Source organism: Chryseobacterium sp. JV274 (genome assembly GCF_903969135.1).
GTDB lineage: Bacteria > Bacteroidota > Bacteroidia > Flavobacteriales > Weeksellaceae > Chryseobacterium.
Genome location: NZ_LR824569.1, coordinates 1674641 through 1691328, shown reverse-complemented (window position 1 = coordinate 1691328; position 16688 = coordinate 1674641). Strand labels below are relative to the sequence as shown.

The window sequence follows — 16688 nt, the reverse complement described above, 5'->3', positions numbered from 1 at the left end:
CTTTAACCGAATTTTAACAAATAAAACTCTGTTTCTTAACATATAAAGGAATAATTTTGCAAGTGATGAATACTAAAATCATATTTTTATCGTTTATTGTTGTCATCTCGTTCTCAGGCTTCATGTCTGGGCAGGAAAACTACAGGAATTTAGTTCATGAAGGCAACCAGAAATTTGACGGTAAAGATTATGACGGAGCCTCCTCAAAATATATGGAAGCAATAAAATCTAATGATAAAGATTTTACTGCTCACTATAATATGGGGAATGCTCTCTATAAAAGTAAAAAATACGAAGAGGCAAAGACGGAGTTTGAAAAAGCAGAGAAACTTTCACAAACACTTCCTGATAAGACTGCCGCTCTTCATAATTTAGGGAATGCTTATATGCAGATGAACCAGCCGGAAAAAGCGGCTGATTTTTATAAGAAAGCTCTGAAGCAGGATCCCTACAGTGAGGTAACCAGAAAAAATTATGAGATTGCCAAACTGAAAGAGAAAGAAAAAGAACAACAAAAGAACCAAGAGAATAACTCAGGAAAAGGCGGCGGCGGAAATGATCAGAACAAAGGTGACGATCAGAAAGGTGACAAAGACAAAAAACAGGATCAAGGAAATGGCCCGCAAAACGAAGGTAAAAGCGACCAGGGGGATAATCCTAAGCAGAATCAGAATAATGAAGGCAGAATGCCTAAGAATCTTGAAAATGCGATCTTAGATAAAATAAACGAAAAAGAAAAAGAAACCGCCAGAAGAATTTTAAACAAAAATTCTTATTCGATGCCTGAAAGCAACGAGAAAGATTGGTGATGCAGCACAAATTGATTTACATATTGCTTACCCTCGCATCCGTAATTACTTACGGACAGGTAAATCTTACTCTGGATGCTGACAAATCCGAGTATGCAGGGAAGGATATCGTAAACCTTACTATTGTTCTTGAACTTAACGGAAGTGACCTTGTACAACAGACAGGTTTTCAGCTTCCGGATCTTTCAAAATTTAATATTATAGGAAGCGGATCTGTTACCAATACCGTGATTGATCCTGCTACCAATACTTTAATTACTCAAAAAGTATCGAGAATTGCTCTCGAACCTAAGAAAAAAGGAAAAATAAAAATTGGTTCTGTGCTGGTTACAGTAAACAACAGAATCTATAAAACAGAACCTTTCGATGTCAATATCCGTGATATTGTTGATAGAAGAGCATTAGCTGCTAATACATCCAATGATGTCTATCTGAATATGGAAATTGATGACAGGGAAGTCTATCAGGATCAGCCTACCATTGCTGTTCTTAGAGTATATTCAAGAAATATGGATAACCTGAGAAAGGTGAAAAATATCCATCTTCCACAGCAGGATAATATCAATGTACATCCTATTAATTTTGATAAATCTGAGATAGATCCGTCTGGATATGGAAATATGCCTTCACAGGTGTTGGCCATGTTTATGGTATTTCCAAATGAAGCAGGGTTTGTTGAAATTCCCGGAGTATCGGCTTCTGTGAGCAGCTATTCTAATAAAACGAAGATTGTCTCCAATAAAGTAAAAATCAATGTAAGAAAGCTTCCGGAAGGAGCTCCTGAATGTTTTAAAAATGCTGTTGGAAACTTTAATGTCAATGTATATAATGCTTCCAAAGAAAAGCCGGAAGCTAAAAAGCCGCTGAATGTTGTTGTGAAGGTTTCAGGAGAAGGAAACTTACCGGATATGGAACTTCCTAAAATTGCAGCATCTCCGGATTATGAAGTTTTTCCTCCGAAAATTACCTCCAAAATTTCTCCGGGAACTACAGGAATGAAAGGCGAGATTCTGGCTAATTATGTTATTATTCCAAAAAAATCAGGAGCAATCTCTATTAAAACTGAGCAATTTGCTTTCTTTGATCCTGAAAATAAAGAATATGTAGATCTGGGACAAAAAACACTGGATCTTAATGCTTTTTCTCACGATCAGATCCTGGAAGCCCGCTCTACGGTAGAAAAAGTAAATGAGTATACTAATAACCTTCTGGAGACTGTAAATACACCGGTTTTAAAAACTACTTCATTTAAAGTAAAAGAAAAAAGTAAATTCCATTGGAATATCCTTTTAACGAATATCGCCATTCTGATAAGCTTATTTGTGGCTTATCTGTTATTTAAAAATTGGCAAAAAAAACGTACATTAGTTAGGGAAAATATACCGTCAAAACCTTTAGGTTCAGTAGCTGAAACAGAAAAAGAGATCAGAGAATTGCTGAAAACAGATATCAATGATTATTTCGGTTATCTGGAAAATCTTAAAGATAACGGCGATTATGAAAAGTTCTTTACAACGCTGGAGGAATTGGATCAGGAAGTGAGAAGTCAGTATTTTCAAGGCTCTGCAGCAGAGTTTAAGACTTTTCTTGAAAAACACAAAGGCGCTTCAGTTGCAGAAGAATACAATAAATTGCAGCAGAGAGTTCAGATGGAGAAATACAATCCTGTGAAATCTGCTGATGCACTTGAAGAACTTTTGAAAACAATTGTTAATTTGTATTCACAAATTAGCAAATAGTCAGTTTATTTTCATATTTTTGCGAAATTTTTAATTACAAAGAGATGGAAATTTTTGATGGTTTCTCTTTTAAAGAGGTCGTTACCAGCTTTATGGTTCTTTTTGCCGTTATCGATATTATCGGCTCGGTTCCCATTATAGTAAGTCTTCAGCAGAAGTTCGGACAGATTGAGGCCGGAAAGGCTGCAATCACTGCTGGTGCTATTATGATTGTTTTCCTTTTCGTAGGAAATAAGATCCTTAAACTTATTGGAGTAGATGTAAATTCTTTTGCCATTGCCGGTGCTTTTGTGATTTTTGTCATAGCCCTGGAAATGATTTTAGGAATTGAAATTAATAAAACAACTGAAGCAAAGGCTGCATCTATTGTACCCATCGCATTTCCGCTGGTTGCAGGAGCTGGAACTTTAACCACAGCACTGTCTCTGAGGGCTGAATTTCATGATATTAATATTATCCTCGGAATTGTTCTTAATACAATTTTCGTATATTTGGTGCTGAAATCAGCGAAATGGTTGGAGAGGAAAATTGGGGATGCTACTTTGATGATCCTTCAGAAAGTTTTCGGAATTATCCTTTTGGCAATTTCAATTAAATTATTCACCGCAAATTTTGCCCAGTTGGTGCAGAATTATATTAATTTTTAAGAGTCATGAAGAAGTTTTATAAAGTATTTTTAGTACTGTTTATTGTATTCATCGCCATCAATCTTTATGCGATCAACTGGCAAGCGACAGATATCTTAGGAGATGAAGATAACGTTAGGTTTGCGTTCTCAGCTGGAGCTGCTGCATTAGGCCTTATTTTGCTTTTTGTAATGGATACATGGAGTAGAATCGGTTTAAAGAAATAATTGAATATTTCATATAGATATAAGCCTCTTTCATTTTGAAGGAGGTTTTTGTTTTATTAGGTAGAAGGTAATAGGGATTAGGAAATAGGTTATCTTAAATACAATTTTGGTTTTTTATATTCAATATAGGTGTGCTTTGGTCTGTTCAAACAAGTATAAAACCTCAATTGGCATTAGTCGAAGCAAATTATTACGCAAAGTTCGCAAAAATGATTATAAACCATTTTAAAATCGTTCGCAATGGCGTTACACTCAGCAAAGAAAACTATAGGCAAATATCTGCGAAAATCCGGAAATCTGTGGTTAAATAGTACAATCAATCAAGATATTAAAAGTTTCCGGAGTTCTGTGAAATAACCAGGTTTTTCAATATGGCTTCAGACTTCAGTTCCGTTTCTTTCCATTCTTTCTCCGGATTGCTTTGAGCTGTTATTCCACCTCCCACAAAAACATGTACAGAATCTTTATAAAGCCTTGCACAGCGTAGATTTACAAAATACAGAATACTTTCTTCGGTTTCAACTTTGATATACCCGGCATAAAATTCACGTGGAAATTTTTCGTATTTACGGATATTCTCATTGCAAAAGTCTTTTGGAATGCCACAGACAGCAGGAGTAGGGTGCAGGTCCTGAATAATACGGTCAAGGTCTTCTGCTTTAATATGGGTCTTAAAATCTGTGCGTAAATGCTTTATATTTCCTGAAATATGATCATAGGTTTCCGAATGTTTTACATTGTCAGAATAATTGTTAAGAATATCCTGAATATAAGTAGTAACAGGTTTCTGTTCTTCAATTTCCTTTTCAGACCATTCTTCAGATACCGGAAGAGTACCGGCAAGGGCCATGGTTTCAAACTCGTGGGTGATTTTATTGAATTTTCCTAAAACTTCTGAGAAAGCCCCCATCCATGTGTTTTGCCCGTCGTTAAACAGATATCTGAAAGCATTGGGATAAGAATTACACAAATTTTCGAAACTTTCTCTATAATTGATTGTCTTGAAATCTGTAAAAATCTTCCTTCTTGAATAAACAAGTTTAGGCAGATTGTTTTCTTTGATTACTTCAATCACTTGCTGTAGAGTATTACAGTATTCTTCCTTCGTTTCAGCAGCAGAATTTGTTGAGTCACTGATCAATTCTTGGTTTGTAATTGAAGTATGGGTAAATTCTTCAGCATTAACTTCAACAATATTTCCATGGAAACTGATTTGATCTAAACCATTGTAGGAATAAAAATTGACTGCATTTTTTATATTTTTTTCATCAGCAGACAGTAGTCTTTCGTCAAAAGGGAGTTTGAAATAAATCATGAGCTATGAAGGAATTTTTGAAAATCAATGACCAGAAATAATATAAGGACTTTCCGGAGTAATTTTCCTTTCTGCAAAGGTATTACTAGTCTTAAAAATGTCAAAATAAAAAGAGCTTAAATTTATTTTAAGCTCTTTATTTTTTATGTTGTGGTAACTTATCTGTTAATGATATTATTCGTCATTGTTGTATGATTGATCAAAACACCTTTTTCATCACGGATTTCAATTTCTGAAACGTGCATGGATTTTCCTTTTCTGATAAAACGTGCAGTAGCCGTTACAATGCCGTCCTTTTTGCTTCTTAAATGATTGGAATTGATATTGGTTCCTACTCCGTAATATTTTTCACCATCAATGAAGATATTAGACAGGCTTGACCCTAAAGTTTCGGCCAAAACACAGCTTGCTCCTCCGTGCATAATTCCAAACGGCTGATGTGTTCTTGGAAGAACAGGCATAGTGGCAGTAAGGGTTTCATTTTCAAGATCAATATCGATGAATTTTATTTCAAGGGTTTTGGCAAGCGTTACATCTCCCCAGTTATTGATGAATGCTAATATTTCTTCTTTTGTCTGACCTTTCATTTTTTATAATTGATAAATGATGATTGATTAATTTCGTTTTTAGCTTTATTCATTACCGGTTCCCATGATATCAGGATTCCAGTTTTCGGGAACTTTCGGGACAATATCATTTTTTATATAATAGTCCTGAATTTCCTTCATAATTTCTGAAAAGGGAACGGAAGCTATTCTTTCGTAAGGAATAGTATAACCCAGGTAAACAATATTTCTTTTGAAATCACCTGCTGCCAGTACAATAGGAACTTTTGCAGCGAGGGCCATATGATAGAATCCTTTTCTCCATTTCGGAACCCAGCTTCTTGTTCCTTCCGGGGTAATAACAAGACTGAAATCTTCTTTGGAAAACTGGTTGGCTACAAAATTCACCAGATCATTTTTCTGGGTTCTGTCTATACCAATACCGCCAAGACCTTTTACGATACTTCCGTACCAGGCTTTGGTGTGGGCATCTTTAATAATGATTTTTAAAGGTTTTTCCAGTGACCAATAGGCGAAATTTCCTAAAATGTATTCCATATTATGGGTGTGAGGTGCTACCACTAGGATACACCTGTTCAGGTTGTTAACATCGCCCTGCAGAACGACCTTCCAGCCTAATATTTTTAACATTGCTTTGCCTATCAGCTTTTTCATAGATTTCTTGAATTAAAAACAAAAAAGTATAACCAAACTTTGGTTATACTTTACAAATATATTGAAATATTATCGCTCTTAAAACAAACCGCTAATTAAATCTACGATTTTCATTACGAATTCCATTGCAAATTGTATCATGATAAAGCTGTGTTTTTGGTTGGTTGGTTATTAAATTTTAGCTCTACGAAATTAAACCTTTTTTTTTACATAAGAAACTAAATATGGTTTTATTTTTACTTTTCTGAGAGAAGAAGAGTGTGAATTTCAAACGGTTGCCATCCACTCACACCTTCTACCACTCTCTGAAGTTAATTATTTAGTTTGTATGGAAATTTCGTTTTTTCCGTCTTTGATTTTGATGTCCATATCTTTATTTGATTTTTTGATATTGGACACTGCAGAATCAATTACTTTCTTTGCCTGGTTGTTCGGAACTTTTTTGCCATTTACGATGATACTGTCTTGATCATCAGAGTTATACTCAATACTAGAACCGTTTACCGTGATTTTATTTTTTTCAATTCTAACGCCGTTGTTATCTTCATCGTTGTCCTGATCTTCATCATTGATACCATCTCCGTCTAAGTCACCATCAATATGGATATGGTTTTTGTTCATTGAAATAACCACTGCTTTTTGCGGAACTACAAGTTCATATTCCAGGCTATAGTCTCTGAATCTGTGCTCATATGGATATTTGATATAGTTTGGAAGTAGTATTTTGTTGTTTACAACTTCTACAGGAACTGTCAGCTGAATAGGGAAATTGTATCCTTTTCCTTCTTTTTTGATGATCAGATAAGGTGTTTTAATATCTGGCTTTCTTGTTACGTCTACAGAGATATAGTCTTCTTCATACACTGATCTTTTGTCAGAATAAATGTCATTATTATAAGCTTTGAAATTCTGAGGAATATTGATTTGCTTTACATCTACATACACTGTATCTGAAGTAGTGTTGATGGCCACATTCTCTACATCTTCCTTACTTCCTCTGTAGATCATGTCTTTTTTAGCCATGCTTATTCCGAAGTACGTTCCCAGTCCGATCAGAAGAAGAAATAAACCTCCTACTACCCATCCGATATTTCTCAGTTTTGTTTTTGGAGAAAATATCTTAATACTTAATAAGCTGAAAAGAATTGCTGGAATTAAGCTTCCGATTACCATCATGGCTGCCAATACTTTATCAAGACCCTGGTCATCCATATAGAATCTTATTTCATTGGCACCAGGAAAGTCTGTATCCATTCCGAAAAGACCGAATAATACAAATACTCCGATAATGCTGCTTACAGCCATCAATACGAAGAATCCTCCTACGATATACTTGAAAACATTCCAGATTCCGCTGCTTGCATTGTTGATATAAGGTTTGTTTTCGTTGTATATTTCTCCGACCCTCTGAGTAGATTCATTGGCAAACTGAACCAATTTATTAGACTCATTCTTAAGATTGTCGAAGTTCATAGGCTTTCCCTGCATTTTCAGGAAATCTGCTGCTGTTTCAGCTTTTGGAAGTACGATCCAAAGGATTACATATAAAAGACCGATCAGTGAAGATGAAATGGCTGCTGTAAAAATTCCTAATACAAAGATTCCCAGCCAGATTGCTCTCATTGCGGTAATATCCATTCCTACATATTGAGCTAAACCTGCGCAAACCCCTGCTACTTTTTGTTTTTCCGGGTCACGGAACAGTTGTTTTTTATCGGAATAATAAGTTCCTGAATTGGTATTTCTGGCAGATGTTTTTTCAGAAAAATAAGCCTCTTCCTGTTCTTCAATTTTTTCCGGGCTTCCGATCTGTGCGATTACCTTTTCTACATCGGTATCATTTATTACTTCACGTTTTCCCAGAGAATCTTTGAAAATCTCCACCATTCTTATTTCTATGTCATGCATTACCTCATCAGCTTCAGAAGCATCCAGTGAGCTTCTCAGAGCGTTCAGGTAATCGCTGAGCTTTATATATGCGTGTTCTTCTATTGTAAAAGAAAAACCTGCGAGTCCTATTGAGAGTGTCTTGTTCATAGCTTTGTTTTTTAATTTTGTTGGGTGATGTTTTTTACTGAGGCTGTCAGCTCATTCCATGTGTTTTGAAGTTCATCCAGGAAAAGTTTTCCTTTTTCTGTGATCTGATAATATTTTCTGGGTGGTCCTCCTGTAGATTCTTCCCATCTGTAAGAGAGAAACTCTCCGTTTTTAAGTCTTGTAAGAAGAGGGTAGAGGGTTCCTTCCACTACATCCAGTTTTCCTTTTTTCAGTTCGTCAATAAGATCAGAAACATACATTTCGCGATTATTGATGAGACTTAGAATACAGAATTCCAGAATTCCTTTTCGCATTTGCGCTTTGGTATTTTCGGTATTCATCTTTGATAAGTTTTGTTAATTAGTTATATAATTTTCGAAGTTCGGAACCTAGCTAGTTGTACCTATTTCGATTTTACATTACAAAGATATGTAAATAAAATGGTATTATGCAATACAAAGTAGTGAAATTTTTAAAATAAATAGTATAAATATTTGATAATCAGATTTATAAATTTTACTATGAATTTTGATAAGAATGAATTTGATCAAAAAATGTTTAAATTTTAAATGAAAATGAAAGAAATAAAGAGAAAAAAAGTTATCATTCATTAATTATTGCTCATTACCCAAGATATAGCCCCGATAGCAGCGGTTACCTCACAGCGGCTTGGGTTCAGGTACGGAGCGAGGAGTATGAGCGTATAGCGGGAAATAGCTTCTTATTACTGAACACTCTTTTATTTAAAGGCTGTTAAAATGTTTCAGATCCTTACAGATAATAAGGCCGGAATTTTGAGATCGGTATTATGATTCGTATTTTTGTTAGGAAAAAAACACCTAAATCACTTACTATTACCATGAATTTATTCAATAAGTATAAACATTTACCGGCTTTTGTTTTACTGGGGCCTGCATGTTTCGGACAATATCAGTTTGAGGTTAAAAATGCATCAAAGAATTATGATGCAATCATCCAGGTAGAAAATTGCTATGATGACCGGTGCAGCGGCAAAGGAACTGTAGAATTGTTTGATCATAAAAATACAAAGGTACAGACTTTTGCATCGGATAATCTGGTGTTGGAAACAGATCAGACTGAAAAGCCCAGGCTGGGAAAAATGATCCAGCTGACAAATAAACAGAACTCTGTAATCATTAATGATTTTAATTTTGACGGAACTGAAGATATAGCGGTAAGGAACGGGAATATGGGAAACTATAGCGCTGCTTCCTATGACGTTTATGTATTCAACAGTACAAGAATGGCATTTGTGAAGAGTAAAGAACTTACGGATCTTGCGTCCAGTGCTCTTGATATTTTTGATGTGGATGTGAAACGTAAGCGCCTGATCTCCTATGGAAAATCTGGCTGTTGTGATATTTTTACCACTGAATATGCTGTTGTTCCCAATAAAGGACTTGATAAAGTCTTTGAAAAAGAAGAAGATATGACGGTAGAAGGCCGCGTAAAAGTGATCACTAAAGAAAAGATCAATAATAAGTGGGTAACCAAAACAAAGGTGTACCCTTCAGAACAATATAATAGAGAAAAGTAAGATGAAAATTCAGAAAGAGATTGATTTTATCCTGGCAGTGGATGCCTTGAAAAATGTACAGCGAAGAAATTATAATGCTGACGATTCCCGAAGAGAGAATACTGCGGAACATTCATGGCAGATCATCATTCTGGCTCAGATTCTTTATCCATATGCTAAAAACCGTGCAGATATTGATCTGTTGAGAGTGATAAGAATGCTTTCCATTCACGATTTGGTAGAGATAGAAGCTGGGGATACCTTTATTTTTGATGAAAAAGCAATGGTAGGGAAGTTTGACAGAGAGAAAGCATCTGCACAAAAGATTTTCGGTATCCTGGATGAGCCTTTGCGTACAGAGTTCTTCAATCTATGGCTTGAGTTTGAAGATGAGAAAACACCGGATGCTATTTTTGCCTGTGGAATCGACAGAATTATGCCATTTATCTTAAATTCTCATACTTCAGGAAAAAGCTGGACGGAAGCCGGAGTAACAGAAAAACAAATCCGGAATATGCTTGAAAATGCTATCAGCAGAGCATCGGATGAAATGGGAGAAGCCTTTGAACTGCTGCTGAGCAGAAGCCTGGAAACTGAAAAAGTTGTGAAATAAATTTATTGAAAATAGAATAATTTTCGGGCGGCCTTTGGCCGCCCGAAAATTTATCATTTATAGTATCTGAATTGGTTTCTTGAATTCGTCAATCGCTACAAAAGTAAAATCACCTACAATGGCTTTTTCTCTTTCATAGGAATACATCTGCTCGGTATAGATCTCAACATTTACTTTCATACTTGTTTTTCCTACGTATGAAACTTTGCCAATCAGTTCAACAATAGTTCCGGCTGGAATAGGTTTCTTGAAATCGATCTTGTCACTGCTCACTGTTACCACTCTTTTTCTGGCAAATCGTGTGGCTGTAATAAAAGCTACTTCGTCCATCAGCTGCATGGCCGTACCACCAAAAAGGGTATCGTAATGATTGGTTGTGTTAGGGAAAACCGCTTTAAAGATTCTGGTTTCGGATGCTTCAATTCTTTCTTCTGTAGTCATATATCATTATTAATTAAAGCGAAATGAAAACGATATTAAAACAACAGAATAATGACAGGAACTTAAAGAACCCCCTGAAACAATCCATCAGATCAATACAACTTCAAATCGCGAAAGTTATTTGTTTAAAGAAATAGGCAGGTCTCCTGACTTGTAACATCTTTTATCTCCTTCCCATGCCTCGCACAGTGGATCTTTGATAAAGATTTCAGTTACTTACAGTTGCGCGACAGTCCGTGATTTTCACACGGTTCCCTTTTAATCTGCAGTGATGCAGAACCAATTCCTGTGATGAATAAGCGTAAAACTTTTCGAGTGCAAAAATAATGAATTTATTCCGGATTATGGTAAATAATCTGGCTGATTACTCTTCCTTTCTTGATGGTCCACAGCGTGGTGTATCTGTTTTCTCCTGAACCGTTTATCATGTATAAGAAAATATTATCGGTGTCAAGGGAGGTTACGCCAATATTCTCAAAATCCATAGTAGGCTGGAACATGTTTTTGATGGCTTCTCTTACAAAGACAGAACCTCTTCCGGGTTGTTGTACTCTGATTGATTTGATCTCAGTCATTCCTTCAGGAAGATCATTTCCGATTCCCCAAGGTTTTACTTTATCAATGGTAAGAAGTTTTCCTTCCGCATCTTTTTCCTTTTTACGGTAGCCGGCATTGGAAGGGTAGATATCAATCACAACTTTGCTTCTTTGGGCAGTAGGAACTTTTGGATCAGAATTATCTGTGAAAATAAGTGATTTTCCGTTTTTGGACCTGGAGGGAGTATAGGCCGGAAGCTGGTCTATATAAGCAATACGTTCTTTATTGACCATTCCTTCTTTGTCCAGTGTTTCATAACGTACAAATGGTTTGTCTTCATCCTGTTTTTCAGGATATTTGATCCAGATCCACTCTGTTTCTCCGGGAGCAGGTTTTACATAAACAAATACATCTCCTTTACGCATACGGATCTTATCTACAATTTTTCTGTAATTGTCTTTATGAACCCGTACATTGGCATATCCTTCTTCAGCTTTTACAACTCCGAAAGGAACTTTATTCTGCCCTTTTACAAAGGCTATAGATAAAATACTGAAAGCGGATAAATAGAATGCTTTGTTTATGAAAGTCATCATGAAAATTTTTTGATCCCCCAAATATATAAATTAAATGCTTTTCAGGAGATAATTTATACCATTGCAGTTCTTTAAAATCTTGTATTTGTTTCAGATGGATTAAAAATGCAGATATCTTATGGGATTATTTTGTATAATAGGTGTGATTTTTGGCTTGTAATTTAAAATGTATTGATAAAATATAACAATAAATGAAATATTTATAAGAATTATTTCAAAAAATGCTCTATTTTTCAGGAGAATTTAAAAACTAATAAACATGACAAAAAGACTACTTTATGTATTCTCTTTTATTTTGGGTATTTCAAGCTTTCAGGCAGAAAACAAGATAGAAGCAGGATCAAAATCTTTATTTTATTGTGATACAAATGCTCCAACAGATGTTGTGGTATCAAATGTTAGCCTTACTTCCGCAACGGTTACCTGGACTGCCGACCCAAATACTCCGAACAATTATGTAAGATACCGGAAAGCTGGCAGTACCACCTGGATGATAGCAACGGGATTGTCTGGGCAAAATGTGTTTACTATTGGTATGTTAGAGCCCTGTACAATTTATGAAGTACAAGTTGCAAAAATATGTAACACGATAACGGGAACATGGTCCACTCCTATATTTTTTACAACAGTCATCAATTACTGTGCAAGCGCTTCTACAGATACCAGCATGATGCATATTTCCAATGTGACAGTAAACTCCACAGGGGTTACGGCTCCCATGGTCAGCAACTCCGGCTCATCCAACTATACAGATTACAGAAGCGATGTAAGCCGTAGAATAAAGTTTTTTGTAGGAAGTGTGGGCAATAAACTTTCGGTAAGTAATAGCTGGACCGGAACTCCAGGTACAACAACGGTAACTGCATGGATAGATCTCAATGCTAACGGCATTTTTGAATCCAGTGAAAGAGTAATGGTTGCCAATAATGTTACTCAGGCAGCTCCGGCTGTGTCTGTATTTAATATTCCAAGTTTTGCAACACTGACAACGTGTGGTACTGTAATGCGAGTGGTTTCAAGTCAAACTACACCTACAGATGCTTGTGGGACATTCACCTATGGCGAGGTTGAAGATTATGGGGTAGATATTATAAATCTCACACTAGGCGTTGGAGAATCAGTAAAATCTGTACAGCCTGAAATTTATCCTAATCCGGCATCTGATATTTTAAATATTTCCGGCACTTCAGAAGCAGCAAATTTTGAAATTTATAATGCTGTGGGACAAAAAACAGGAGAAGGTAAAGTTTCAGATCATAAAGTGAGCCTTCATCACCTTTCAAAAGGTGTTTATTTCATCCAGCTGAAAGACAGAGAAAGAGTAACCCGACTAAAATTCATTAAGAAATAAAATGAAAAAAGAGTGTTTGAAAAAACACTCTTTTTTTATCTGCAATATAGTTTTTAAGATTTTGTATTTTGTTGTGTAGAACCATAAATGGCTTGGGGATTATTTTTCAGAAAGTAAGAAAAGATCCCATAGAATAAAAGAACGAAAAGATATAAAACGGAACATAGATAAAACGCAGTCCCGAAACCATAGCTGATCGAAATATCACTTCCAAATCCCATCGCTATTTTATTATTTCCAAATCCTTCCATATTAGATTGAAATGTCAGATAAAAAATAAGTAAAGAGGCGAGTCCTATAATAGAAAGAATAATATGATACAGATATTTCTTTCTGACATTCTTCATCACCTGAACAAGAATTCCTGCAATAGCAGCCAAAAATGCAATGATGATCAATGGGTTAGGAGGAATGTTTTGCTTGTCTTTTTTATTCTTGGGTTCGTTCAGAGGCGAATATTCAATATCTGTGTCTGAAGATGTATCTGCTTCTGCTTTATCATTTCCAAGTGCGGCGCCAAAAGGTGAGCTTTTTTTGAGGCTTTCCTTCATTCGCTCATTGATAGCCTTTTTGGAAACTCCTGTTATAAGATCAGTTCCTTTGACAGACATTAATGTTGTATCTCCACATTTTATCAGGAAAAACGGAAAGAAAAAACATAGAATAATAACCGTATAACTGGGTATTGGTAAAAGGTCTGAAAGTGCTTTTAATGGTTTCATAAATTATAGTTTTATATAAAAATAGAAAAAATTTAGGATTAAATAGAAAAGGGAGAGCACCTTCTGGCACTCTCCCTTGTTATTTGCATTTACTTAATTTTCGGATTAATTAGATTCTCTCAAGTTCATCCGCATTAATTGTTGTTTTGAAAGTTCCGTAATTAACAATCACTTTGTTTCGGGAAATCTTTTCGATAGTTCCTACACTGGTACTTCCTGTAATACGAACACGCTGTCCAATCTTCATCCAAAGAGCACGGTCGCTTTTACGCTGTTCTTCCAGTTTTTCATTGGTTTCTGCAATTTTTTCAATGACTTCCTCCTTTTTCAGCTGTTGAGTAATTTTTCTCTTAACAACCTGCAGGCGTTTTGTTTCATCTTTGTCATGGCCCAATTTTCTGAATTTCTCTTGCTCAAGAAGCTTTACAAAGTCTTTTACAACATCCTTTCTGGATTTTCCCTTTGTATAACTGTCGATGAATGTTTCAATCTTATTCCCGAACTGAAGCTTGCGGTGTTCCTCCTCATATAATTTCTGGAAATTGAAAAGTTTCTGCTGAAGCTGATCATTCAGTTTCTGAAGATTGTCACGCTTATCTTCTACAGATTCTTTTCTTTCTGCAAGATCAGATTTCAGCTTTTCAACTTCAAATTTCTCCTGCTGCAGCTTTACAATAGTCTTATCAAGGTTAACAATATCATGCTCTACCTTTTTCTTCGCAGAATGGATAATAAATCTTGGGATTTTATTCTTTTCTGCAACTTCAAAAGTAAATGAACTTCCTGCCTGGCCTACTTCCAGCTTATACATCGGCTCCAGTGTTTCTTCATTGAAGAGCATTGCTGCGTTCTGGGCATTGGGAAGCTGTTCTATCACCAGTTTAATATTGGTGTAGTGCGTTGTAATAATGGCAAAACTCTTTTTGTCGTAGAAAAACTCCATGAAACTTTCTGCCAGCGCACCTCCAAGTTCAGGATCAGAACCGGTACCAAATTCATCAATCAATAGAAGCGTATTGGCATCTGCCTCACGGATGATTCCGGACATTTTCTTCAATCTGGATGAATAAGTCGACAGGTGGTTTTCAATGGATTGATTATCACCAATATCGGTCATGACTTTCTCAAAGAAAAACATTTCAGATTTGGGATGAACCGGAACCAGAATACCACTCTGAATCATCAGCTGTAATAATCCTACTGTTTTCAGAGTAATTGATTTTCCACCGGCATTAGGCCCGGAAATACAGATGATTCTGTTATGTTCTGTTAAAGCAAGAGTCTGGGGATGAATCGTTTTATTCTCTACTTTATTTCTCAACCATAGCAATGGATGGTAAGCGTCTTTAAGCTTCAATGTCTTATGACGGTTGATCTTTGGAAGAATTCCATTCACTAAATCAGCAAATTTAGCTTTCGCTCTTGTAAGATCCAGGTCAAAAATATAAACCTGATATCTCCATAGCTGAGGTTGAAACTCTGCCAGTTCTGTGGTAAGCTGTCGGAGAACTTTGTCGATTTCTTTTTTCTCTTCTTCTTCACTTTCACGAAGCTTGAAGTAATGTTTTACAACACTGTCCGGCTGAATGTAAGTAATGGAACCTGTTTTGGAAATTCCCAACGTTCTTCCGGCCACTCTTTTTTTGAATCCTGATTTTACAGCCAGAACTCTTTGGTCATCAATAATTGTTTCCCGGATATCATCCAAAAAGTCACTCTGTCCATAGGTGGTGAGTGCACGGTTGAAATTTTCCTGAATTGCTTTTTTAGCAAGCTGAATTTCAGTTCTTATGCCTTTTAAGGCCGGAGAAGCTTCATTTTTTACTTCACCAAAACGGTTGAAAACCTTATCTACTTTATCAATGATCTCTTTTCTGAATTCCAGTACAGAAACTTCTTGTAATAAAGTAGGAAATGTTTCGGGCATGGTAGGGAAGAACTTCTGCAGTTTTCCGATCTGTTCCGTGATGGTTTTTATTTTGATGAAAGCAGCATTTTCCAGTCGGTAATTCTCAATCAGCATCAGTTTCAGCTCACTTTCAATATCTTCATATTCATCAAACGGAATCGCATTTGAACTTTCAAAACTCGACAGATATTCTGACGTTTTTTTTAACGAAAGTTCCGCCTCGTCTATTTCCATTGGGCGAAGTTGAAGAATTTTTTCTCTTGTTTTCGGAGAATACGCAAATGGGGAGATTTCCGCGAGCAATTGCGGAAACTCTAATTCGTCTAAATCTTCTTTATCTATATACACACTGCAAATTTAGTGAGAATTTTGATTATTACGTATATCCGAGAGATTTACAGAATAAATTAACTTTAAATCTGATGTTTTTTTTGAACCCTTAAAATGATAAAAGTTTTAAGGTTTACCGATGGATCTAAATACCTTGATACATAAAGTAAGTGATCCGTATGATTGAAAAAACAGAATAATTTTTTTTTGAAAAAGAAAAAGTTTGAATGTATAATGGTTAAGGCTTATATTTATTGCACTAATAACTATAACTATGAAAAATTTACTGCTTGCCCTTCTTTTTCTTTTGGCAGGTATTCAGGCTCAGGCCCAGATTCAGATTCAGAAAAATGAGATTGAAAAAAATGAAAAGAAATCCATTAGCAGAACTCCCCAAAAGACCGCTGGTAAAAAACTTCCGGTGAAAAGCTTAAAAAATAAGGACCGTAAAAAAATGGCTGGCCATAGCAATAAAAATAATAATGTCCGTAAAAAAGAACACAAAAAAAGTGATCAGGATAAAACAGAATCAATTGTTATTTACGAAAAAAGCTATACTGTAAAATACGGGGTGTATTTATTTATGAATCTGGACGCTGATGAAAGCGGATTCTCAGAAACCTTAGTATTAAGAGATATCTGAAATAGCTTTAGTAAACATAAAAATTTATTTACAACC

Annotated in this window: 17 protein-coding genes and 1 riboswitch; of the genes, 8 read left to right on the top strand and 9 right to left on the bottom strand. The window is 35.6% G+C overall.

From position 1 onward, the window contains the following. The first annotated feature begins 65 nt into the window (after positions 1-65). From CHRYMOREF3P_RS07865 to CHRYMOREF3P_RS07850, 4 genes are read left to right on the top strand one after another with little or no spacing between them, the layout of a single operon-like run. On the top strand, positions 66-809 hold the full coding sequence (locus CHRYMOREF3P_RS07865; RefSeq protein ID WP_077418350.1) for a tetratricopeptide repeat protein: 744 nt from the start codon (positions 66-68) through the stop codon (positions 807-809). Beyond that, complete coding sequence (locus tag CHRYMOREF3P_RS07860) at positions 809-2548, top strand: BatD family protein (RefSeq protein ID WP_180564327.1); 1740 nt, start codon at positions 809-811, stop codon at positions 2546-2548. The genes CHRYMOREF3P_RS07865 and CHRYMOREF3P_RS07860 overlap by 1 nt, the downstream gene beginning before the upstream one ends. 44 nt (positions 2549-2592) lie before the next feature. Further along, complete coding sequence (locus tag CHRYMOREF3P_RS07855; protein WP_047387516.1) at positions 2593-3195, top strand: MarC family protein; 603 nt, start codon at positions 2593-2595, stop codon at positions 3193-3195. A gap of 5 nt (positions 3196-3200) precedes the next feature. After that, entirely contained in the window at positions 3201-3401 is a 201-nt protein-coding gene (locus CHRYMOREF3P_RS07850; protein ID WP_047387519.1) for a hypothetical protein, read from the top strand. A gap of 328 nt (positions 3402-3729) precedes the next feature. Here CHRYMOREF3P_RS07850 and CHRYMOREF3P_RS07845 read toward each other — a convergent pair whose 3' ends face one another. The 5 genes from CHRYMOREF3P_RS07845 to CHRYMOREF3P_RS07825 form a co-directional block, all read right to left on the bottom strand. Then, the gene (locus CHRYMOREF3P_RS07845; protein ID WP_180564326.1) at positions 3730-4716 is read right to left on the bottom strand and encodes a chorismate-binding protein; all 987 of its coding nucleotides are present in this window, start codon (positions 4714-4716) and stop codon (positions 3730-3732) included. Between the two features lie 158 nt (positions 4717-4874). Beyond that, on the bottom strand, positions 4875-5303 hold the full coding sequence (locus CHRYMOREF3P_RS07840) for a PaaI family thioesterase (protein ID WP_149386627.1): 429 nt from the start codon (positions 5301-5303) through the stop codon (positions 4875-4877). A gap of 45 nt (positions 5304-5348) precedes the next feature. Then, entirely contained in the window at positions 5349-5936 is a 588-nt protein-coding gene (locus CHRYMOREF3P_RS07835; protein ID WP_077418358.1) for a 1-acyl-sn-glycerol-3-phosphate acyltransferase, read from the bottom strand. A gap of 315 nt (positions 5937-6251) precedes the next feature. Then, complete coding sequence (locus CHRYMOREF3P_RS07830) at positions 6252-7973, bottom strand: PspC domain-containing protein (protein WP_077418360.1); 1722 nt, start codon at positions 7971-7973, stop codon at positions 6252-6254. Positions 7974-7984: 11 nt separating this feature from the next. Continuing rightward, a complete protein-coding gene (locus tag CHRYMOREF3P_RS07825) occupies positions 7985-8314 on the bottom strand; it encodes a PadR family transcriptional regulator (RefSeq protein WP_047387534.1) in 330 nt (109 codons plus the stop codon). Between the two features lie 518 nt (positions 8315-8832). On the opposite strand from CHRYMOREF3P_RS07825, the gene CHRYMOREF3P_RS07820 reads away from it, so the two are divergent. Together CHRYMOREF3P_RS07820 and CHRYMOREF3P_RS07815 are read left to right on the top strand one after the other, a co-directional pair. Next, complete coding sequence (locus tag CHRYMOREF3P_RS07820) at positions 8833-9531, top strand: XAC2610-related protein (protein ID WP_077418362.1); 699 nt, start codon at positions 8833-8835, stop codon at positions 9529-9531. Between the two features lies 1 nt (position 9532). After that, the gene (locus tag CHRYMOREF3P_RS07815) at positions 9533-10123 is read left to right on the top strand and encodes an HD domain-containing protein (RefSeq protein WP_077418364.1); all 591 of its coding nucleotides are present in this window, start codon (positions 9533-9535) and stop codon (positions 10121-10123) included. A gap of 57 nt (positions 10124-10180) precedes the next feature. Here CHRYMOREF3P_RS07815 and CHRYMOREF3P_RS07810 read toward each other — a convergent pair whose 3' ends face one another. Together CHRYMOREF3P_RS07810 and CHRYMOREF3P_RS07805 are read right to left on the bottom strand one after the other, a co-directional pair. Next, a complete protein-coding gene (locus CHRYMOREF3P_RS07810) occupies positions 10181-10564 on the bottom strand; it encodes an acyl-CoA thioesterase (protein ID WP_002977578.1) in 384 nt (127 codons plus the stop codon). 118 nt (positions 10565-10682) lie between these two features. Beyond that, a riboswitch (cobalamin riboswitch) is annotated at positions 10683-10863 on the bottom strand. Positions 10864-10896: 33 nt separating this feature from the next. Next, complete coding sequence (locus CHRYMOREF3P_RS07805; RefSeq protein ID WP_077418366.1) at positions 10897-11697, bottom strand: hypothetical protein; 801 nt, start codon at positions 11695-11697, stop codon at positions 10897-10899. A 259-nt stretch (positions 11698-11956) separates the two neighbouring features. Between CHRYMOREF3P_RS07805 and CHRYMOREF3P_RS07800 the strand changes: the two genes are divergently transcribed. After that, a complete protein-coding gene (locus CHRYMOREF3P_RS07800) occupies positions 11957-13048 on the top strand; it encodes a GEVED domain-containing protein (protein WP_180564325.1) in 1092 nt (363 codons plus the stop codon). 53 nt (positions 13049-13101) lie between these two features. On the opposite strand, the gene CHRYMOREF3P_RS07795 is transcribed toward CHRYMOREF3P_RS07800, so the two are convergent. Together CHRYMOREF3P_RS07795 and CHRYMOREF3P_RS07790 are read right to left on the bottom strand one after the other, a co-directional pair. Beyond that, positions 13102-13770, bottom strand: coding sequence for a hypothetical protein (locus tag CHRYMOREF3P_RS07795; RefSeq protein WP_077418370.1), 669 nt, complete (start codon positions 13768-13770; stop codon positions 13102-13104). Positions 13771-13879: 109 nt separating this feature from the next. Next, positions 13880-16027, bottom strand: coding sequence for an endonuclease MutS2 (locus CHRYMOREF3P_RS07790; protein WP_180564324.1), 2148 nt, complete (start codon positions 16025-16027; stop codon positions 13880-13882). A 256-nt stretch (positions 16028-16283) separates the two neighbouring features. On the opposite strand from CHRYMOREF3P_RS07790, the gene CHRYMOREF3P_RS07785 reads away from it, so the two are divergent. Beyond that, a complete protein-coding gene (locus tag CHRYMOREF3P_RS07785; protein WP_077418374.1) occupies positions 16284-16652 on the top strand; it encodes a hypothetical protein in 369 nt (122 codons plus the stop codon). Positions 16653-16688: the final 36 nt, after the last annotated feature.